This window comes from Nocardioides faecalis (assembly GCF_018388425.1).
Lineage (GTDB): Bacteria > Actinomycetota > Actinomycetes > Propionibacteriales > Nocardioidaceae > Nocardioides > Nocardioides faecalis.
Genome location: NZ_CP074406.1, coordinates 3,642,653 through 3,661,996, shown reverse-complemented (window position 1 = coordinate 3,661,996; position 19,344 = coordinate 3,642,653). Strand labels below are relative to the sequence as shown.

Annotated in this window: 15 protein-coding genes and 3 tRNA genes; 9 read left to right on the top strand and 9 right to left on the bottom strand. The window is 72.6% G+C overall.

The genetic code is table 11. The annotated features are described in order from the left end of the window. Nucleotides 1-84: 84 nt before the first annotated feature. Nucleotides 85-169, bottom strand: a tRNA-Ser gene (locus tag KG111_RS17160). 102 nt (nucleotides 170-271) lie between these two features. Between KG111_RS17160 and KG111_RS17155 the strand changes: the two genes are divergently transcribed. The 3 genes from KG111_RS17155 (at nucleotide 272) to KG111_RS18510 (ending at nucleotide 1,240) form a co-directional block, all read left to right on the top strand. After that, a complete protein-coding gene (locus tag KG111_RS17155) occupies nucleotides 272-727 on the top strand; it encodes a hypothetical protein (RefSeq protein ID WP_205289957.1) in 456 nt (151 codons plus the stop codon). Between the two features lie 140 nt (nucleotides 728-867). Continuing rightward, nucleotides 868-958, top strand: a tRNA-Ser gene (locus KG111_RS17150). Between the two features lie 156 nt (nucleotides 959-1,114). Next, on the top strand, nucleotides 1,115-1,240 hold the full coding sequence (locus tag KG111_RS18510) for a hypothetical protein (RefSeq protein WP_275890003.1): 126 nt from the start codon (nucleotides 1,115-1,117) through the stop codon (nucleotides 1,238-1,240). A gap of 55 nt (nucleotides 1,241-1,295) precedes the next feature. On the opposite strand, the gene KG111_RS17145 is transcribed toward KG111_RS18510, so the two are convergent. After that, nucleotides 1,296-2,297 carry a phospholipase D-like domain-containing protein gene (locus KG111_RS17145; protein WP_205289956.1) on the bottom strand — a complete coding sequence of 334 codons (1,002 nt, stop codon included), beginning with the start codon at nucleotides 2,295-2,297 and terminating at the stop codon, nucleotides 1,296-1,298. Between the two features lie 98 nt (nucleotides 2,298-2,395). Between KG111_RS17145 and KG111_RS17140 the strand changes: the two genes are divergently transcribed. The 3 genes from KG111_RS17140 (at nucleotide 2,396) to heR (ending at nucleotide 4,006) form a co-directional block, all read left to right on the top strand. After that, nucleotides 2,396-2,468 (top strand) — tRNA-Arg (locus KG111_RS17140). A gap of 98 nt (nucleotides 2,469-2,566) precedes the next feature. Further along, entirely contained in the window at nucleotides 2,567-3,181 is a 615-nt protein-coding gene (locus KG111_RS17135; protein ID WP_205289955.1) for a class I SAM-dependent methyltransferase, read from the top strand. A 54-nt stretch (nucleotides 3,182-3,235) separates the two neighbouring features. Beyond that, complete coding sequence (heR, locus tag KG111_RS17130; protein WP_205289954.1) at nucleotides 3,236-4,006, top strand: heliorhodopsin HeR; 771 nt, start codon at nucleotides 3,236-3,238, stop codon at nucleotides 4,004-4,006. A gap of 129 nt (nucleotides 4,007-4,135) precedes the next feature. Here heR and KG111_RS17125 read toward each other — a convergent pair whose 3' ends face one another. Further along, nucleotides 4,136-7,021: an amidase gene (locus tag KG111_RS17125; protein ID WP_205289953.1), complete on the bottom strand. Its 2,886-nt coding sequence runs from the start codon at nucleotides 7,019-7,021 to the stop codon at nucleotides 4,136-4,138. Between the two features lie 383 nt (nucleotides 7,022-7,404). Between KG111_RS17125 and KG111_RS17120 the strand changes: the two genes are divergently transcribed. Then, the gene (locus KG111_RS17120) at nucleotides 7,405-10,806 is read left to right on the top strand and encodes a pyruvate carboxylase (protein WP_205289952.1); all 3,402 of its coding nucleotides are present in this window, start codon (nucleotides 7,405-7,407) and stop codon (nucleotides 10,804-10,806) included. A gap of 254 nt (nucleotides 10,807-11,060) precedes the next feature. Further along, nucleotides 11,061-12,938: an LTA synthase family protein gene (locus KG111_RS17115; RefSeq protein WP_205289951.1), complete on the top strand. Its 1,878-nt coding sequence runs from the start codon at nucleotides 11,061-11,063 to the stop codon at nucleotides 12,936-12,938. A 602-nt stretch (nucleotides 12,939-13,540) separates the two neighbouring features. Here KG111_RS17115 and KG111_RS17110 read toward each other — a convergent pair. From KG111_RS17110 to hppD, 5 genes are all read right to left on the bottom strand, one after another. Further along, a complete protein-coding gene (locus KG111_RS17110; RefSeq protein WP_205289950.1) occupies nucleotides 13,541-13,795 on the bottom strand; it encodes a hypothetical protein in 255 nt (84 codons plus the stop codon). Nucleotides 13,796-13,995: 200 nt separating this feature from the next. Beyond that, on the bottom strand, nucleotides 13,996-14,799 hold the full coding sequence (locus KG111_RS17105; protein ID WP_213450009.1) for a Rossmann-fold NAD(P)-binding domain-containing protein: 804 nt from the start codon (nucleotides 14,797-14,799) through the stop codon (nucleotides 13,996-13,998). A gap of 19 nt (nucleotides 14,800-14,818) precedes the next feature. Continuing rightward, entirely contained in the window at nucleotides 14,819-15,316 is a 498-nt protein-coding gene (locus tag KG111_RS17100) for a Glu/Leu/Phe/Val dehydrogenase dimerization domain-containing protein (RefSeq protein ID WP_213450008.1), read from the bottom strand. 44 nt (nucleotides 15,317-15,360) lie between these two features. Continuing rightward, entirely contained in the window at nucleotides 15,361-16,218 is an 858-nt protein-coding gene (locus KG111_RS17095) for a hypothetical protein (protein WP_205289948.1), read from the bottom strand. A gap of 4 nt (nucleotides 16,219-16,222) precedes the next feature. Continuing rightward, nucleotides 16,223-17,491, bottom strand: coding sequence for a 4-hydroxyphenylpyruvate dioxygenase (hppD, locus tag KG111_RS17090; protein ID WP_205289947.1), 1,269 nt, complete (start codon nucleotides 17,489-17,491; stop codon nucleotides 16,223-16,225). A 130-nt stretch (nucleotides 17,492-17,621) separates the two neighbouring features. Between hppD and KG111_RS17085 the strand changes: the two genes are divergently transcribed. Next, complete coding sequence (locus KG111_RS17085) at nucleotides 17,622-18,131, top strand: Lrp/AsnC family transcriptional regulator (protein WP_205289946.1); 510 nt, start codon at nucleotides 17,622-17,624, stop codon at nucleotides 18,129-18,131. A gap of 175 nt (nucleotides 18,132-18,306) precedes the next feature. Here the strand turns inward: KG111_RS17085 and KG111_RS17080 are convergent, their stop codons facing one another. Then, nucleotides 18,307-19,221: a hypothetical protein gene (locus tag KG111_RS17080; protein WP_205289945.1), complete on the bottom strand. Its 915-nt coding sequence runs from the start codon at nucleotides 19,219-19,221 to the stop codon at nucleotides 18,307-18,309. Nucleotides 19,222-19,344 lie beyond the last annotated feature (123 nt).

The window sequence follows — 19,344 nt, the reverse complement described above, 5'->3', positions numbered from 1 at the left end:
GCAGAGGCTTGCTCCGCTGCGCCTCAGCAGGCGCCACACCCGGCCGCTGCCTTCTCAGCAGAGGCTTGCTCCGCTGCGCCTCAGCAGAGAGGGCGGGATTCGAACCCGCGGTAGGTCTCCCTACGACCGCTTTCAAGGCGGTTCCGATCGGCCACTCCGGCACCTCTCCTCGCCCGCGGACGCCAGCGCCCGCGGACGCCCCGAGCCTAGAACACCCGCCGGGCCGCTCCCGCTTTGGCAGGGGGAGCCCGGGTCTTGGACAATCGAGGCCATGAGCAGCGTGGAGCCGAAGGCCGTCTCGGAGTACCGGTTGGCGCCGGTGGTGACGGCACGGTTCGTGGGGTCCTACCTCGTGCTGCTGGCCTTCGTGCTGCTCGGCGCGACCGCGCTGACCGCGGCGCTGGACATCAACGCCGACCTGATGGTGCTGGTCCTCGGGCTGGGCCTGCTCGGCCTGATCGCGCTCGCGTGGTGGCTGCGCAGCACCCCCGTGGTGCAGCTGACCGCCGCCGGCTACCGGGTGCGGCTGGTGCGCGCCGCCGGCGTCAAAGAGGCCCGCTGGAGCGAGGTCGAGGACGCCGTCGCCGCCACGCCGCGCGGCATCGAGTGCGTCGTGCTGCGGTTGCGCGACGGCCGGGTCACCAATGTGCCCGTCGCCGTGCTCGCCGCCGACAAGGACGACTTCGCCCGCGACGTCCGCGAGCACCTGCGCGCCGCCTCGCGCTGAGGTCCGCCGCCTGGTCGACGCGGGCGTCGTACGGCGCTGCGGGGGTCGACACGCCGGTCGGTGCCGGGTCGATTGGGAACGCCCGCCGCCGGGCTAGTAGCCTTGCCGCGCTGCTCGGTCGTTCGCGCCCGGGTGGTGGAGGAGGCGTCGCCTAGTCTGGTCTATGGCGCCCGCCTGCTAAGCGGGTTTGGGGCTACAACCCCATCGAGGGTTCAAATCCCTCCGCCTCCGCCGTGCACGAACCTCCGGGTGGGCTCGCTCACCCGGAGGTTCTCGGTTTTTCGGAACGCGTCGGCGGGGCGCGGTGGTTTACCTGAGCGGCCGCTGTGCGCGAAGATGGTCCCCGAGCATGACGTGGTCCGCGAGGGCCGGCTAGGGGGAGTACCGATGTCGAAGTTCGTGCGAGGCGCTGTTGTCGCCACCGTCACCCTGATCGCCGCCGTGGGCGTGGCGTCCGTCCCGAGTGTCGCCGAGGCCGACACCGGCTGGGGCTGGGTCGCCGTCCTGCGCTGACGGCCCACCGCGCCCAGAAGCCCGCGCCGAGACCCACGCCGGGGCGCCGGCTCGGTCAGCGCGCGTCGTCGTCCTTGCCGGCGATGCCCCGGCTGCCCATGATGTAGCCGAGCTGGAACCGGGTCTCGGCGTCGTACTCCTCCTTGAGCTCGGCGACGTAGCCCGCGTAGGTGCGGGGGCTGACCCCGAGCCGCTTGGCGCTGACCGCGTCGGCGTGGCCCTCGATGAGCATCCGGATCGTCATCGCGCGTTGCTCGGAGGCGATCTCCTTCATCACCCGTTGCTCGCCGGAGGCGAACGGCCGGGCCCGGGCGAAGGCGCGCTCGAAGACGTCGACCAGGTAGGCCACCATCGCCGGCTCCCGGACCACCACCGCGGTGGACAGGTCGTCGGCCGCCGGGATCAGCGCCACCCGCCGGTCGACCACGATGAGCCGGTTGAAGAACTCGTCCAGGGTGCGCACCTCCGCGCCGTGCTCGGTCACCTCCGCCACGTAGCGGTGCGTGGCCGGGTGGCGCCGCGCGCTGTGCTGGTACAGGGTGCGCATCGACAGTCCGCGCTGCAGCGCCGCCACGTCGCGGGCCGCGGCCTGGGCCACGGTCCGGGCGCTGCGGGTGGCCTGCGGCTGCGCCGTGAGCAGCTCCTCGCTGGCCTCGCTGACGAGCGTGGTCAGGTACGGGTTGATCGCGTCCTTGTGCAGGTAGAGGAACGGACCGGACTCGCTCGCCGCCGGGGAGCGGCGCCAGCTCTGGTTCAGCGCCGCGAACGCCTCCGCCCAGCGCGCCGACTCCGCGATCAGCCGAGCCCCCTCCGCGCCCAACGGCGTCACCACCCGCGACTGCGCGTTGCTCGGCTCGATCGGACGCCAGGCGGCGCCGTCGCCGTCCAGCTGCAGCAGACCCAGCTCGACCAGCAGGTCGAAGGCACGTCGTACGACGTCGTCGCCGGCCAGCCGCGGGTCGTCCGCCGGCAGCGCGCCCTCGACGAGGACCTGCTCGTAGAGACCCCTGGCCTCACGCTCGAAGAGCTCCCGGTCCTCGGGCTGATAGCCGGACATGGCGTCATGGTTCCACAACGCTTCGGCGCTCGGTGTGGGTGCTGATTCGGCATCCGCGCCGGACCTCGGCTATTCTCGTCCGGTCGCCACGGCGGCGGGCGCCTGTAGCTCAACGGATAGAGCATCTGACTACGGATCAGAAGGTTTGGGGTTCGAATCCCTACAGGCGCGCAGCACCCGGAGCCCCGGGCCGGTCCACCGGCCCGGGGCTCCGTCGTTCCGGACCGGTGCCTCTGCGGGGTAGCGTCGCCGCACCGGAGGTGATCCCCATGGGCCTGTACGACGACCACGTGCTGCCGCGCCTGATCGACCGTGCGTGCGGGATCGGGGTGACCTCCCCGCTGCGGCAGCGGGTGTGCGCGGGTCTGGCGGGAGAGGTGCTGGAGATCGGCTTCGGCTCGGGTCTCAACGTGGCGCACTACCCGGCGCGGGTGCGGCACGTGACCGCGGTGGAGCCGGCCGACCTGGCCTGGCGGCTGGCCGGGCATCGGGTGCGGGCCAGCGCGGTGCCGATCGAGCGGGCCGGGCTCGACGGGCAGTCCCTTCCGCTGCCGGATGCCGTCTTCGACACAGCCGTCTCGTCGTGGACGCTATGCACCATCCCCGACGCCGCGGCGGCGCTCGCGGAGGTCCGCCGCGTGCTGCGGCCGGGCGGCACGTTCCACTTCGTCGAGCACGGGCTCTCCGCGGAGCCTCGGGTGGCCCGCTGGCAGCGCCGGCTGGAGCCGGTCCAGAAGCGGGTCGCGGGCGGCTGCCACCTCACCCGCCACATCGCCGACCTGGTCGCGGAGGCCGGGCTGAGGCTGCGGGAGGTCGAGACCTTCGACCAGCACGGCGTGCCCCGGGTGCTCGGCGCGACGACCCTCGGCGTCGCGGAGCGTTGAGTCGGGCGGCTCACGTCCTGGCACGCCGTCCGCGACCCCGGCTAGCGTCGGGACATGACGACGACTCCGATGCCGCTGGCGCGGCAGCGCTTCCTGCGGCGGTTCAACCTCGTCGCCGCCGTGCTGCACGCGGCGCAGGCCGTTGCCGTCGTCGTGCTGGCCACCGACTTCGCGCTGCCGGTCACCGCGAGCTACCTGGCCGGGCCGCCGGGCACCGACCCGCAGGAGCCGACGGTGCTGTTCGACCTGTCCACCGGCGGTGCGGTGGCGGCGTTCCTGGCGCTGTCCGCGCTGGCACACCTCACCGTGATCACCGGATGGTGGCGGGGCTACGTCGGCGACCTGGAGCGCGGGATCAACCGGGCGCGCTGGGTGGAGTACTCGGTCTCGGCCTCGCTGATGATGGTGGTGATCGCCCAGCTCGTCGGGATCGCCGACGTCACCGCGCTGCTGGCGATCGTCGGGGTCAACGCCTCGATGATCCTGTTCGGCTGGTTGCAGGAGAAGTACGAGGAGCCTGGTGGTGGAGGCTGGCTGCCGTTCGGCTTCGGCTGCATCGCCGGCGCCGTGCCGTGGATCGCCGTCGTCATCTACACGATCGCGCCGGACTCGCCCGCCGACGTCAGCCCACCGGGCTTCGTCTACGCGATCGTGGTGTCGCTGTTCGTGTTCTTCAACATCTTCGCCGTCAACCAGTGGCTGCAGTACCGCGCGCGCGGTCGCTGGGCCGACTACCTGTTCGGCGAGACGATCTACATCGTGCTGAGCCTCGTCGCCAAGAGCCTGCTCGCCTGGCAGGTCTTCGGCGGCACCCTCGCGGGCTGACGCCGTGACGCCGTGACGGCATGACCCCGCTGACGCCGACGGGCCCGCGAGCTGCTGGATGCAGCGCGCGGGCCCGCGGTGGCACTGGAGGGGATCAGCGCCGGGTCAGCCGGTCGGGTCGTGGCGGGGTCAGCGCTTCGCGACGACCTTGACCGCCTTGGTCGAGCTCTTGGTGCCCGCCTTGCCGGTGAAGGTCACCTTGACGGCCTGCTTCTTGCCCTTGCGGAGCTTGGCGGAGGCGAACTTGCTCAGCTTGATCCGCACGACCGCCTGACCGCCGGCACGGACGGTCACCTTCTTGGTGTAGGTCTTGCCCCGGACCTTCACCTTGACGGTCCCGGTGCAGCCGGCGCTGGCGCTGGCGCACCCGACGCTGAGCGAGATCGTCGCCCGGCCGTTGCGGACCTTCACCGGCGCCTTCTTCGACAACACGGTCAGCCGCTTGGTCGCCGGGGTGGGCTTGCCGGGCTTGCCCGGCTCGAGGTCCTCGATCGGGTCCGGCAGCGCGTCGGCGTCGTACGCCAGGCGCGGGGTGACGTCGAGCGGCAGCACCCGACCCTTGGCGATCTTGTCGAAGGCGTAGGCGAAGCCGAGCAGCTCGGCGTCCTGGAACTCCTTGCCCTGCAGCTGGAAACCGACCGGGTTGCCGTTCTCCGTGGTGCCCGCCGGGAAGATGACGGTCGGGACACCGGCCGCCGACGACTGCGGGTCCTTGCGCCCGAAGCTGGGCTGGATCGAGTCGTTGAGGTGGATCTCGCTGAGCTCGGTGGCGTACAGCACCGCGTCGACGCCGTTGTCGTCCATCCAGGTGGCCACGTTGTCGCGGTACTTCGCACGGTAGTCCTGGAAGTTCTTGATCTCCTGCGCGGTCATGCCGGTGGCCGGCGCCGTGCTGCCGACCTGGTAGGGCACCCGCTTGTCGTTGCCGGTGATCTCCTCCGGCTTGGTGTACGGCGCGTCCGGGTGCTCGGCGAGCCACTGCAGCCAGCCCTCGTAGCCCCGGTTGCCGAAGTCGGCGGTCTTCCACTCCGTGGGGACGTCGTCGAACTCGGGGATCACCTTGACGGTGGCACCCGCCTGCTCGAACACCGCGAGCTTCGCCTTCAGCGCGTCGGTGACCTCGGTGGTGCCGAACGGGTCGACGAGCGCGAGCTCGGGGACGCCGATGACCTTGCCCTCGAGCGCGTCGGCCGTCAGGTACGACGACCAGTCGGTCGGCCGGTGGCCGTTGGCGACGTCGTCGATCGGGTCGGCCGGGTTGTCCACGGCGGTGACGTCGAGCAGCAGCGCCAGGTCCTCCAGCGACTGCGAGATCCAGCCGACGTAGTCCTGGATGAAGGTCAGCGGCATGGTGCCGCCGCTGGACTGCATGCCGTCGGTGCCGCGCAGCGAGTAGAGGCTGGCCGCACCGGCCGGGCCCCACAGCGAGTCGCCGGTCTGGGTGCCCCAGGCGGCCGCGGCGAAGCCGGAGGCCAGCGCGACGGCGGTGCCGCCGCTGGAGCCGATCGGCGAGCGCGACGGGTCGAAGGCGTTCCACACCGCACCGAACCCGTTGGGGCTGAAGTGACCGTCGTTGGCGAACTCGGCGAGGTTGGCCTTGCCCAGGATGATCGCGCCGGCCTTGCGCATCAGGTCGACCTGGAACGCGTCGGTCTTCGGCTGGTAGCCGTCGAAGGCGCTGGAGCCGCCGGTGGTCGGCATGTCCTTGGTGTCGATGATGTCCTTGGCCAGCACCGGGATGCCCAGGAACGGGCGCTTGTCGCCCTTCTTGCGCGCCTCGTCGGCGGCGCGGGCCTGCTTCATCGCGTCGGGGGCGACGGTGATCACCGAGTTCAGCCCGGCCGGGCCGCGGTCGTAGGCCGCGATCCGGTCGAGGTAGGCGCGCACGATCTGCTGGGAGCTGGTCTTCCCGGTGCGCATGTCGGCGACCAGCTGGGTGATCGTCTTGCCGACGACGTCGTACGACGAGGTGGTGGCGGGCGCCTTCGGCAGCGTGGAGCCCTTGGCGAGGTTCACCAGCTCCTTCATCGTCGCCTGGTCGCACTCCGCGCCGGCCAGGCCGAGCGCGCCGGAGTCGAAGTTGACCACCGAGCACAGCTCGGCGGTGCTCAGGCCGTCGGTGGCGGGCAGCGCGGCCAGGGAGTCGGCGAGCTGCTCGACGCGGGTCACCTCGCTGCCGGCCGGCCGGGTCGCGCCCAGCACCGCGCGGCCCTCGGGCAGCCCGGTGACGACGTAGTGCAACAGGGAGACGGTGTCGCCGGGCTCCACGGTCAGCGTGGTGACGAAGCCGGGGTGGTTGGCGGCGTCGCCGGTGGCGGGCAGGTCCTTGGTGAAGGGGTCGAGCAGGAAGTTGCCCACCCGGTCCAGCGCCTCCTCGCGTCCCGGCGTGCCGAACACGGTGGCCGACGGGCCGTTCTGGCTGGGGTTGCCGGCCGCGGTGGTCGGGGTGTGCCACGAGGCCCAGCCGTCGGCGGCGTCGATCGTCTCGTCGCCGTTGCCGGTGGTGCTGAGCTCGCTCTGGTTCTCGCCGGTGTCGTAGCCCAGCTGCCCGCCGAAGGCGACCTGGAGGGTGATCGGCTTCTTCGTGGAGTTGGTGAAGGTGTCGAAGAATCGCCCGTAGCTCTCGCCCTTGGGCACGACGAGCTCGCGGCGTACGACGATGCCGTCCACGTTCACGCCGGTGGTGGTCGTGAAGGTCTCCCGGCCGTCGTAGGTCAGGCCGAAGCCACGCAGCAGGATGCCGTTGAGCCGGCTGGTGCCGCCCTCGACGTCGACCCGGATGCCGCCGTAGCCCTGCAGGGCGTTGCCGGCGGTGTTGCGGACGCTACCGGTGTCGATCCCCGGGTTGGCGGCGTCGTGGACGCCCCAGGTGTCGCCGCCACTGGTGGGCACCGAGTTCCACGCCTCGGCCGTGCCGGGGACGAGCGACACCGTGCCCGCGGCGAGCGCGGCGACGGCGATGCCGGGCAGCAGACGGCGGCGCAGCGCCCCCTGCCTGCCGGTGGTGTGAGCCATGAGAGTTCTCCTCTGATCTGCAGCTGCCGGGCCCGCAGGACCGGCGGGTGAGCGGGGTTCCCGCCACGGCCGGAGTCCATCCGGTGCAGGTTGCCCACCCGTTCCGGAGCCTTTTCGGCAAAGTCTTATTAATCTCACCGGCTCACGAGGCGGCTCACGGGCGGCTCGGGAGAGCGGTTTCCGGGGTCGTCGGCGCCGCGCGCGTCCGCACTCCGGTCCCCTTCGTGGACGCCGGTGCGCCGAGGTTCGGTGGCGCCGCTACGCTCGCCCGCGAGTCGCCCTGAGCGTCGGTGGCCACCGCTGCCGACGCTCGCCCCGGGCGGCTCAGGCCCGACCGGGCCCTGCTCCGACGAGCGCCTCGCACAACGAAAGGCCAGCGCCGCATGTTCACCAAGATCCTGGTCGCCAACCGCGGAGAGATCGCCGTCCGCGCCTTCCGAGCCGCCCACGAGCTGGGCGCCACCACCGTCGCGGTGTTCCCGCACGAGGACCGTGGCTCCGAGCACCGGCTCAAGGCCGACGAGGCCTACGAGATCGGTGAGCGCGGCCACCCGGTGCGCAGCTACCTCGACCCGGAGGCGGTCATCGCCGCCGCCGTGCAGTGCGGCGCCGACGCCGTCTACCCCGGCTACGGGTTCCTCTCGGAGAACCCGGCGCTGGCCGAGGCCTGCGCCGCGGCCGGCATCACCTTCATCGGCCCGCCGGCCGAGGTCCTCGAGCTGACCGGCAACAAGGCCCGCGCGATCGCCGCCGCCAAGGAGGCCGGCGTGCCGACGCTGCAGAGCGTGCCGCCGTCCACCGACGTCGACGAGCTCGTCGCCGCGGCCGAGGCCATCCCGGCGCCGCTGTTCGTCAAGGCCGTCGCCGGCGGCGGTGGCCGCGGCATGCGCCGCGTCGACGACCGCGCCCAGCTGCGCGAGGCCGTCGAGACCTGCATGCGCGAGGGCGAGGCCGCCTTCGGCGACCCCACCGTCTTCATCGAGCAGGCCGTCGTCGAACCGCGGCACATCGAGGTGCAGATCCTCTCCGACGGCACCTCCGAGGGCACGATCCACCTCTTCGAGCGCGACTGCTCCGTGCAGCGGCGCCACCAGAAGGTCGTCGAGATCGCGCCCGCCCCGAACCTCGACCCCGCGCTGCGGGAGCGGATCTGCGCCGACGCCGTCCGCTTCGCCCGCGCCATCGGCTACAAGAACGCCGGCACCGTGGAGTTCCTGCTCGACCCCGAGGGCAACTACGTCTTCATCGAGATGAACCCGCGCATCCAGGTCGAGCACACGGTGACCGAGGAGGTCACCGACGTCGACCTCGTGCAGTCGCAGATGCGCATCGCCGCCGGCGAGACGCTGGCCGACCTCGGCCTGTCCCAGGACACCGTGCAGCTGCGCGGCGCCGCCCTGCAGTGCCGGATCACCACCGAGGACCCTGCCAACGGCTTCCGTCCCGACACCGGCACCATCACCGCCTACCGCTCCCCGGGCGGCGCGGGCGTGCGCATCGACGGCGGCACCACCTTCACCGGCGCCGAGGTCAGCCCGCACTTCGACTCGATGCTGGCCAAGCTGACCTGTCGGGGCCGCACCTTCGACGACGCCGTACGACGCGCGCGGCGCGCCGTGGCCGAGTTCCGCATCCGCGGCGTGGCCACGAACATCCCGTTCCTCGCCGAGCTGCTCGAGGACGCCGACTTCGCCGCCGGCCGGGTCACCACCAGCTTCATCGAGACCCACCCCGAGCTGCTCATCGCCCGTGCCTCGGGCGACCGCGGCACCCGGCTGCTGACCTACCTGGCCGACGTCACCGTCAACCAGCCGCACGGCACGGTGCCGGTCAGCGTCGCGCCGGCCGAGAAGCTGCCGTGGATCGAGCCGGAGCGGTGGAACGAGCCCATCCCGGACGGCTCGCGCCAGCAGCTGCTCGAGCTCGGTCCCGAGGGCTTCGCCGCCGCGCTGCGCGCCCAGGACCGGGTCGCGGTCACCGACACCACCTTCCGCGACGCCCACCAGTCGCTGCTCGCCACCCGGGTGCGCACCTTCGACCTGCTCGGCGCCGCCGGCCACGTCGCCCGGCTCACCCCGCAGCTGTGGTCGCTGGAGGCCTGGGGCGGGGCCACGTACGACGTCGCGCTGCGCTTCCTCAAGGAGGAGCCGTGGGAGCGGCTGGAGCGGCTGCGCGAGGCCGTGCCGAACATCTGCCTGCAGATGCTGCTGCGCGGGCGCAACACGGTCGGCTACACGCCGTACCCGACCTCGGTGACCGACGCGTTCGTCGCCGAGGCCGCCGCCACCGGCATCGACGTCTTCCGGATCTTCGACGCCCTCAACGACGTCGACCAGATGCGCCCGGCGATCGACGCGGTCCGCGCCACCGGCTCCGGTGTCGCCGAGGTGGCGCTGTGCTACACCGGCGACCTGTCGGACCCGGGCGAGAAGCTCTACACGCTCGACTACTACCTGCGCCTGGCCGAGCAGATCGTCGACGCCGGCGCCCACGTGCTGGCGATCAAGGACATGGCCGGCCTGCTCCGTGCGCCCGCCGCCCGCACCCTGGTCACCGCGCTGCGCTCCGAGTTCGACCTGCCGGTGCACCTGCACACCCACGACACCGCCGGCGGCCAGCTCGCCACGCTCACCGCGGCGATCGAGGCCGGGGTGGACGCGGTCGACGCGGCCGCCGCGTCGATGGCCGGCACCACCTCGCAGCCGCCGCTGTCCTCGCTGGTCGCGGCCACCGACCACGGCCCCCGCGAGACCGGTCTGGACCTGGCCGCGGTGAACAGCCTGGAGCCCTACTGGGAGGCCGTGCGCCGCGTCTACGCGCCGTTCGAGTCCGGGCTGCCGGCACCCACCGGGCGCGTCTACACCCACGAGATCCCGGGCGGCCAGCTGTCCAACCTGCGCCAGCAGGCGATCGCGCTCGGCCTGGGCGAGAAGTTCGAGGCCGTCGAGGACATGTACGCCGCCGCGAACGAGATCCTCGGCCGCGTCCCCAAGGTCACCCCGTCGTCGAAGGTGATCGGCGACCTCGCCCTGGCCCTGGTCGCCGCGGGCGCGGACCCGAAGGCGTTCGCCGAGGACCCGTCGTCGTACGACATCCCGGCGTCGGTGATCGGCTTCCTGCACGGCGAGCTCGGCGACCCGCCGGGAGGCTGGCCCGAGCCGTTCCGCTCCAAGGCGATCGAGGGCCGGCCGTGGACCGCGCCCTCCGCCGAGCTGGCGCCCGACGACGAGGCCGCGCTGACCAGCGAGGACGCCGAGGAGCGGCGCGCCACGCTGAACCGGCTGCTGTTCCCCGGCCCGACGCGGGACTTCACCGAGGCCCGCTCGCAGTTCGGCGACGTGTCGGTGATCCCGACCCCGGAGTACCTCTACGGCTTGCAGCCCGGTGCCGAGCACGCCATCGAGCTGTCCGAGGGCAAGCGGCTCCTCGTCGGCCTGCAGGCGATCAGCGAGCCCGACGAGCGCGGCTACCGCACCGTGATGTGCACCCTCAACGGCCACCTGCGCCCCGTCAGCGTGCGCGACCGCTCGGTCTCCGCCGAGGTCGCGGCCGCGGAGAAGGCCGACGCCGGCAACTCCGGTCACGTCGCCGCCCCGTTCCAGGGCGTGGTGTCGGTGACCGTGGCCGAGGGTGACGAGGTCGAGGCCGGCGCCACGGTGGCCACCATCGAGGCGATGAAGATGGAGGCCGCCATCACCGCCCCCGTCTCCGGCGTCGTCCGACGGGTCGCCATCGGCGGCCCGCAGGCCGTCGAGGGCGGAGACCTGGTGCTCGTCATCGGCTGAGGCCGAGTCGTGAGTTCCCGGCCCCCGAATCGGGACCTTCCGACCGCCGAGTCGTGAGTTCCCGGCCCCCGAGTCGTGAGTTCCCGGCCCCCGAGTCGTGAGCTTCCGGCTCGGGGGGCCGGACGCCGCTTCACATCTGTCACACGCGACACGCGCGCCACAGCGCGGTCGCCGCCCCGCCCGGGGTCACAATGGCTGCCTCGGGTGGGGCCGGCGCCGCCGTGCCCGACTGGCGCGCGCGTGGATGAGGTCAGGTGCGGGGCAAGGCAGGTCCGCGGCGGCGTCCGCAGCCGGTGCCGCTGCTGTTCGGGTTGATCTTCGGCAAGGTCGAGCTGCTCCGGCTGCTCGTCTTCGGCACCCCCGAGCCGCAGATGGTCCTCGCCGATCTCGCGGGCGTGGCGGTGCTGGTCGGCGTGGTCGCGCTGGTCGCGCGCGGAGCCGCCACCTCGCCTGCGCTGTGGGCGCTGAACGTGGTCCTCAGCGTCCTGCTGACCACCGTCTACGTCTACGCCGATCGCTACCAGACCCTGCCCACGTTCACCGCCCTGCGGGAGGCGGACGGGGGCGACGGGGTGCGCGGGGCGCTGGGGTCCCTGCTCGACGTACGGCTGCTGCTCCTGTACGCCGACCTCGTGGCCGCCCCGTTCATCGGGATGCGGATGCACGGCGACGGCTGGGCCCCGCCCCGGCCGTGGGTCGGCCGGGCCCGCCTGCGCGGGGTGGGCGCGGTGGCGATCGCCGGCGTCGTGGTCATCGGCGTGGCGCTGGTGAGCGCCGCCGGCATCCGCAACGAGCAGTACCGCGCCGAGCAGGTCGGCGTCCTGGGCTACCAGGCCGACGCGCTGCTACGCGCCCTGAAGCCCCGCGACGACCTCGACCTCGCCGCTGCCTACGACCGCGTCGCCAAGCTCAAGGAGCGCGACCACGTCTCGGTCACCGACCCGGGGAACGCGGCGGGCTTCGGCGTCGCCGAGGGCAAGAACCTGCTGCTGGTGCAGATGGGGGCGCTGCAGCAGCTCGTCGTGGGCCAGTGGCTCGACGGGCAGGAGATCACCCCGCACCTCAACGCCCTCGTCGGGTCCAGCCACTCGTTCCCGCGCCACGTCCAGCAGGTCGGCAAGGGCGGCAGCATCGACGCGCAGGTCATCGCCAACACCTCGCTGTGCCCGGCCGGCGACGTGGCCACGCCGACGGCGTACGGCGACCGGCTCCTGCCCGGCCTGCCCGCGCTGCTGCGCGAGCGCGGCTACGTCGCGGAGACCTTCGCCGTGGGCCGGGAGCACTCGCCCGCGGCCGACGACCTGCTCGCCGGCCTCGGGTTCACCGTGACGCCGCCCGAGCAGCCTCGAGCGCCGGGTCCGGCCGGGCTCTCCGCGTTCTACGAGCACACCCTGCAGCGGCTCACCGAGATCGCGGCGACCGGCAAGCCGTTCTACGCCCACCTCGTCACCGACCCCGAGGCGGCCGCGGCCGGGGACGCGGAAGGGACCCTTCTCCGATTGCCCGCTCGGCTCGCGGGCACCGAGGCCGGCGCGTACCTGCAGGCCCAGCGCGCCGCCGACCGCGCCCTCGGCACGCTGGTCCGCGGGCTGAAGGAGAGCGGCCTGTGGTCCGACACCGTCCTCGTCGTGTACGGCGACCAAGGCGGCCTGCGCGACGGTGCCGCCGCCGACGTCCGGGCGTGGCGGACCGGCTACCGCTCCTGGCACCGGTTCAACACCCCGCTGCTGATCCGGGTCCCCGGCCAGGGCGGCGCCCGCCACGAGGGTGTCGCCGGCCAGCTCGACATCCTGCCGACCGTGGCGAACCTGCTCGGCGTCTCGCTCGCCAAGGAGCGGTTCGTGGTCTTCGGCGTGGACCTGCTCAACACCGGCGAGCACACCGTCGCCCTGCGCTTCCACGCCCCCACCGGCACCTTCCTCGACGACCGGGTGCTGTTCCAGCCCGGGCGCGGCTTCGCCGACGGCACCGTCACCGGCCTGGACGCCCTGGACGGTGAGGGTGAGGAGGAGCGCCTCGACGTCGCCGACCTCGACGCCGAGGAGGTCGGCGACCTCGAGGGCGAGTACCGCTACGCGCTCGACCTGATGGACCTCTGCGACACCTACGTCGCCTCCCTGCCGCGCCGCTGACCTGCGCACCTGACCTGCGCACCTGACCTGTTGGTGGTGGCGCCGGTCGGCAGTGGTTGCGGCGCTCCCAGCGTCCGCTCCCAGCGCCCGCCCCCAGTGCACGGCCGATGACCACCACCCCGCCCACCCCGCCCACCCCGCCCACCACACCCACGTCGTCGACCCCGTCGGTTCAGCCCTGGCCGTCAGGACCGCCCGAACCGCCCGAACCGTCCGATCCGGTCGGCCAGGAGCAGCACGTCGACCCGGTGCTCGCCGCTGCCGCCGACCGACTGACCGAGTCGTGAGTTCCCGCCCGCCGAGTTGGGAGTTTCCGGCCCCCGACTCCGGACTTTCCGTACGTCGAGTCCGGAGCTTCTGCACGTGGCGCTCAGGACCCGGCGTTGAGGCGCTGCTTCCTCCCGATCGAGCAGCGCCTCGGCGCGGGCATAGGTCTCGCTGGGGTACCGCCCCGATCGCGCGCTCGGCGATCAGCGCGTCGCGCATCGTGTCCAGGTAGAGCCGCTGCACGAGCAGCGACTTCTCCCGGATCCCGGGGTTGGCGTGCCGCAGCTGATGGATGTCGCTGATCAGCGCCGGGAGGAAGCGCTGCTTCAGTGACGTCACGAGCGCAGGGGTGATGCGCTCACCGTCGATCTCGAGCTCCTCCAACGGGCCGAGTGCTCGGTCGTGTCAGCGGCGAGCTGCTTCATGAGCGTGAAGAACTCGTCTCGCTGCTCCTCGGGGGAGTGCATCTCCAGGACGAGGCGGCGGATCAGGTACGGCGAGGTGAGACCGAAGACCACCAGGGTGGTGACCACGACCAGCGTGGCGACCGCGATCAGCGTCGGCCGCTGCTCGACGTCGACCGGGAGCATCAGCGCTGCGTCGCGTCGTACGCCGCTCGGCGCGGCCGGGCCGGCCCGATCGTTCGACGTCTACGGCCACAGCAGGACACTCGACCGACCACCAGAGGCGATTCGACGAGCCACAAGGGGGGATTCGGCGGGCCACCAGAGGTGATTCGGCGGGCCACAAGGGGGGGGATTCGGCGGGCCACAAGGGGGGATTCGGCGGGTCAGACGAGTTGGTCGAGGGCGATCTCCAGGGCGGTGGCGGCGAGGTGGACGGGCTGGGGCGAGCGGGCGTGGCAGCGCTCGAGGGCGGTACGGATGGTGGCGGAGACGTCGCCGAGGATGGCCTCGTCGGAGACCTCGTCGATGCCCTCCATCAGCAGGGTGAAGGTGCGCGCCATGCCGCAGTTGGCGACGAAGTCGGGGATCACCGCGACCTGGGAGTCGGCGAGCTCGTAGGTGGGGCCGTAGAAGATCTCCGGGTCCGCGAAGGGCACGTTGGCGCCCGCGGAGATGAGCTCCAGGCCACCGGCGACGAGCCGCTTCACGTGCTCGGCGGTGACCAGCCGGGAGGCGGCGCAGGGCAGGAAGATCTCCGCGCCCATCTCCCAGACCACCTCGTCCAGCTCGGCGGAGGGGACCAGGCCCTCGGCGCGCAGCGCGTTGCCCTGCTTGGTGGTGAACAACGTGCGCACCTCCTCGGGGGTGAACCCGTCGGGGTTCATCAGCCCGCCGTCGCGGTCGATGATGCCGACGATCGAGGCGCCCGCCCGGGACAGGTAGTACGCCGCCGCGGAGCCGACGTTGCCCCAGCCCTGCACGATCACCCGCTTGCCGGCCACGCCTGCAGCCCCGCCCGATGGACCGCCCGAAGCACCACCCAGCGTGGCGCCGTACAGGTCGTAGAAGGCGACGACGGACTCCGCCACGCCCCAGCCGGTGACGAGGTCGGCGATCGTGTACTTCGCGTCGCGGTCCGGGGTGAACCGCGGGTCCTCGACGACCTTCGAGACACCCAGCCGCAGCATCCCGACCCGCTGTACCAGCTCACCGCTCGTCGGCGGCGAAGTGGCCGTTCACGATGCCCTCCTGCGGGTGCCACAGGCCGTAGCGCTCGGTCAGCGGGATGACGTCGTGCACCTCGTCGACGTTCAGGTCGCCGCCGGTGCCGTAGTACGTCTTGAGCAGCGGGGCCACCGCCTTGAACCAGCGGGCGAGCACCCCGGCGCGGCGCGGGTCGTTCGGGTCGAAGTCGATGCCGGACTTCGCGCCGCCGATGGCTGGCCCGGAGACGGTGAACTTCACCTCCATCGTCTTGGCCAGCGCCTCCACCTCGGCACGGTCGAGGCCCGCGCGCATCCGGGTGCCGCCGCCCGCGGCGCCGCCGCGCAGGGAGTTGATCACCGCCCACCCCTTCGCCTCGGTCTCGGCGTCGTGCCACTCGAAGACGATCTCCGGCGCCGTGGTCTCGAAGCGGTGCAGCAGGTCCAACATGTCGGTTCCTTCGTTCTCGGGGGCCGCCACCGGGGCGGTCGTGGGCGTCATCGGGGTGCTCGGGGGTGTGCTCGGGGGCGGGGTCGGAGACGGGGTCATCGCAGGTCCTGCACGACGGAGGCGGGCACCAGGCGCAGCGCGGCGAGCTCGGTCAGCGGCTCGGCGATGCTGCAGGTGCCGATCGAGCGGAACGACTCGCGCACCCGCACCGACGCCTCCCGCACCTCGCGCGCCACCCGGGTCCGGTCGCGCGCGGCGAGCAGACCGGCGACCTCGGCGACCGTGGCGTGGAGGCGGGCGGCGTCGGCGGCGAGCAGCAGGTTCAAGAACCCGTGCTCCTCGAAACCCGTCCCCTCGGCGGTGTGTCGTACGGCGTGGTGCAGCCCCGCGGTGGCCTTGACCGGCACCGCGGCGGAGGCCAGCAGCACCAGCGCCTCGGCCAGCTCCTCCTCACCGGGATAGGCCTCCGCCCGGACGCCGCCGGTGCGCAGCTTGGCCGCCCAGCCCAGCTCGGCCAGCGCGGCGACCACCGTCGGGCGGCGCTCGTCGCGGGGCACCTCGACAAAGATCTCGACCAGCTCCGCAGCGGGCTCGAGCAGCACCAGCGCGTCCACGCCGGCGCCCGCGGGCAGTGCCGACTCGACCGCACACACCCCGAGCCCGGGGATCGTCCGGGCGGTCTCCAGCGCGTCGGCAGCCAGCTCCGGCGAGGACAGCGTCAGCGCCACCTCGATCCCCGCGCCGGGGTCCGCGGCCAACGCGGCGGCCGCCTCGCCCAGGTGCTCGGGTGCCAGCACCAGGGGACCGACGAGCGCGGCGTGCTCGCTGGCACGGTGGTCGAGGTGGGCGGCCACGGCGTCGGCGACCGGCAGGTCGCCGGGCGGGAAGACGGCCGCGTCGTCGTACAGCCGGCGCAGCAGCAGGGGGTCCAGCAGCCTCCGAGAGCCGGGCACGACGTCAGGCCCCCGGGGCGTCCAGGTTGCGCGGGCCGTCCAGGTTGCGTGGGCCGTCCAGGTTGCCGCGGCGCTCCTGCTCCCGCTCGATGGCCTCGAACAGCGCCTTGAAGTTGCCCTTGCCGAACCCCAGCGAGCCGTGCCGCTCGATCAGCTCGAAGAAGACCGTGGGCCGGTCCCCGATCGGCTTGGTGAAGATCTGCAGCAGGTAGCCGTCCTCGTCACGGTCGACCAGGATCCCGCGCTCGGCGAGCTCGGCGACGGGCACCCGGACCTCGCCGATCCGCGCCCGCAGGCCGGGGTCGGAGTAGTAGGAGTCCGGGGTGTCGAGGAACTGCACGCCTTCGGCGCGCAGTGCGTCGACGGCGGCGAGGATGTCGTTGGTGGCCAGCGCCAGGTGCTGCACGCCGGGGCCGTCGTAGAACTCCAAGTACTCGTCGATCTGGGAGCGCTTGCGGGCGATCGCCGGCTCGTTGAGCGGGAACTTCACCCGGTGGTTGCCGTTCGCCACCACCTTGCTCATCAGCGCCGAGTAGTCGGTGGCGATGTCGTCGCCGACGAACTCCGCCATGTCGGTGAACCCCATCACCCGGTGGTAGAAGTCCACCCACTCATCCATCCGGCCCAGCTCGACGTTCCCGACCACGTGGTCGAGCGCCTGGAAGATCCGTCGCGGCGCCCCCTCCCGGCGGCGGTACGACGAGGAGCGGGCCACGTAGCCGGGCAGGTACGGGCCGTCGTACGTGCGACCGTCGACGGTGCGCTGGACCAGCGTGTGCCGGGTGTCGCCGTAGGCGGCGATCGCGGCGATCCGCACGGTGCCGTGGGCGTCGGAGACGTCGTGCGGCTCGACCAGGACCGTCGCGCCGCTGGCGCGGGCGTGCGCGATGCAGCGGTCCACGTCGGGCACCTCGAGGGCGACGTCGACGACGCCGTCGCCGTGGCGGCGGTGGTGGTCGAGCAGGCGGCTGGCCGGGTCGACGCCGCCGGTGATGACGAACCGGGCCGCACCGCTGCGCAGCACGTAGCCGACGTGGTCGCGGTTGCCGGTCTCCGGCCCGGTGTAGGCGACCAGCTCCATGCCGAAGGCCGAGACGAGGAAGTGGCTGGTCTGCAGGGCGTTGCCGACCGTCCACACCACGGCGTCCCAGCCGGTCACCGGGAAGGGGTCCGCGTCGGGGTCGTGCGCGACCAGGCCGACGAGGCGGCGCAGGGTGTCCAGGTCGAGCTCGGCGAGGCGCTCGGTGTCGGTGAGGGTCTCCTGCAGCGTCATGACCTGATCCGATCAGTCACCTCCGCGGGGCCACAACCTGTCCATCTGCAGGTGGGCAGAACGGCCAGGTCTGCCACCTGTTGTGCTGGAGAGATGAGCAGAATGGCTAGGTCGGACCTAGGGTGGTCCTATGGCCGGATTCCTCGCCCTGGACCAGGTGGACCTGGCGCTGCTCGGTGCGCTGAGCGAGCACCCGCGAGCCGGCGACCTCGAGCTGTCCCGGCTCACCGACGTCGCCCGCGCCACCGTCGCCAGCCGGCTGCGCCGGATGGGCGAGGCGGGGGTGATCGCGGACTGGGACCCGACGATCGACGTGGCCGCGGCCGGCTTCGAGGTGCAGGCGTTCGTCACGCTGGAGATCTCCCAGGGCGCGCTCGACGAGGTGGCCGACCACCTGCGCGACATCCCGCAGGTGCTCTCGGCCTCCGTCACGACCGGCTCCGGCGACGTGCTCTGCCAGGTCGCGACCCGCTCGCACCCCGAGCTGCAGGCGACGCTGGTGCGCATCGACCAGTCCTCGTCGGTGGTGCGCTCCACGAGCGTGATGGTGCTGTCGGTGCTCGTGGAGCCCCGGGTGCTGCCGCTGCTGGCCAGCGCCGACCCGGCCCCCAGCCGCCGCGCCCCGGCGTACCGCGGCTGAGGCCCGGCGCGGGGTGCCCGGCGCGGGGTGCGCGGCGCCGGAAAAATGAAGGCCGCCGCAGGCGTCTCGGGTCACCTGCGGCGGCGAGCACGATGCTGCCAGAGGCCGCGTCGGGCTGTCAGCGAGTTCTCGAAGTCCGGCCGGATTTCGCCTACGCCTCCTCAGAGCTGGAAGCTCAGAACTGGAAGCCCAGCGCCACCCGGTAGTCGGTGTTCATGTAGTTGACCAGCTTGCGCAGCTTGTCGTCGGAGACCTTCTGGTTCGCCGTGCCCACCGTCACCGCCACCACGTTGCCCTCGACGCTGCTGGTCCACTGGCCCTGGGTGTAGTTCGCCGCCACGGACTCCTTGCGCAGCCCGAGGTCGGTGTCCTTCAGCGAGGCCTGCGTCGACTTCGCCTGCCGTTCGGTCTCGAACACCAGGAACAGGTGCGTCAGCCGGGCCTTGCCCTTCAGCGCCGAGAATGCCCACTGCGCCGCGTAGTCGCAGCGCTGCTGGGTGAGCTTCGAGCTCTTCTCGACCGGTCCGCACGAGGTGTAGTCCCAGGAGTCCAGGTACTTGGCGTTCAGCTTCACGTCGCCGAGCTGGAAGTTCCAGTCGCCGGGGAAGTCGGCCACCTTCACGTCGTAGTGCCGGTCGTCGCCCTCGTCGTCGGTGGGCGAGTACGGCGTCTGCGGCGCGGTCGGGGCGGTGGGGCTGGTCGCCTCCGTGCCGGGCGAGGTGGCCGCGCTGGTCGGGTCGCTGGGCGTCGCCGAGGTCTGCGGGGCGGGATCGGCGGTGGTCCCGCCGTCGTCGTCGCCCGAGCGCGCCACGATCACGGCGGTGACCGCGATGCCGCAGATCAGCACCACGGCGAGGGCGACCAGGCCGACGATCAGCCCGGTGCGCTTCTTGCGCGGCCCGCCGCCGTACGGGCCGTAGGGACCGCCCGGACCCTGCGGCCCTCCCGGACCCTGCGGCCCTCCCGGGCCCTGACCTCCCGGACCTTGGCCGTACGGCCCCTGCCCGTAGGGACCGTACGGCGGACCCGACGGCGGACCCGAGGGGGACCACTGCGGTCCGGACGGCGGGGGCGGGGGCGGGTAGCTCATCGGGTGCTCCTGGGAGGGGTGCGGGGTTGCCCGGGGGTCTACCCCACGCGTGGCCGCATCAATCCGGACCAGGGCGCTGGCGCACCCTTTATATGGGTGGCCTCTATGGGTGGCCTCTATGGG

What these genes read in the sequence shown, in the direction of transcription:
- KG111_RS17155 (WP_205289957.1), top strand. Translation starts at nt 272, where the DNA reads ATGAGCAGCGTGGAGCCGAAGGCCGTCTCGGAGTACCGGTTGGCGCCG.
- KG111_RS18510 (WP_275890003.1), top strand. Translation starts at nt 1,115, where the DNA reads ATGTCGAAGTTCGTGCGAGGCGCTGTTGTCGCCACCGTCACCCTGATC.
- KG111_RS17145 (WP_205289956.1), bottom strand. Translation starts at nt 2,297, where the DNA reads ATGTCCGGCTATCAGCCCGAGGACCGGGAGCTCTTCGAGCGTGAGGCC.
- KG111_RS17135 (WP_205289955.1), top strand. Translation starts at nt 2,567, where the DNA reads ATGGGCCTGTACGACGACCACGTGCTGCCGCGCCTGATCGACCGTGCG.
- heR (WP_205289954.1), top strand. Translation starts at nt 3,236, where the DNA reads ATGACGACGACTCCGATGCCGCTGGCGCGGCAGCGCTTCCTGCGGCGG.
- KG111_RS17125 (WP_205289953.1), bottom strand. Translation starts at nt 7,021, where the DNA reads ATGGCTCACACCACCGGCAGGCAGGGGGCGCTGCGCCGCCGTCTGCTG.
- KG111_RS17120 (WP_205289952.1), top strand. Translation starts at nt 7,405, where the DNA reads ATGTTCACCAAGATCCTGGTCGCCAACCGCGGAGAGATCGCCGTCCGC.
- KG111_RS17110 (WP_205289950.1), bottom strand. Translation starts at nt 13,795, where the DNA reads ATGCTCCCGGTCGACGTCGAGCAGCGGCCGACGCTGATCGCGGTCGCC.
- KG111_RS17105 (WP_213450009.1), bottom strand. Translation starts at nt 14,799, where the DNA reads ATGCTGCGGCTGGGTGTCTCGAAGGTCGTCGAGGACCCGCGGTTCACC.
- KG111_RS17100 (WP_213450008.1), bottom strand. Translation starts at nt 15,316, where the DNA reads ATGACGCCCACGACCGCCCCGGTGGCGGCCCCCGAGAACGAAGGAACC.
- hppD (WP_205289947.1), bottom strand. Translation starts at nt 17,491, where the DNA reads ATGACGCTGCAGGAGACCCTCACCGACACCGAGCGCCTCGCCGAGCTC.
- KG111_RS17085 (WP_205289946.1), top strand. Translation starts at nt 17,622, where the DNA reads ATGGCCGGATTCCTCGCCCTGGACCAGGTGGACCTGGCGCTGCTCGGT.
- KG111_RS17080 (WP_205289945.1), bottom strand. Translation starts at nt 19,221, where the DNA reads ATGAGCTACCCGCCCCCGCCCCCGCCGTCCGGACCGCAGTGGTCCCCC.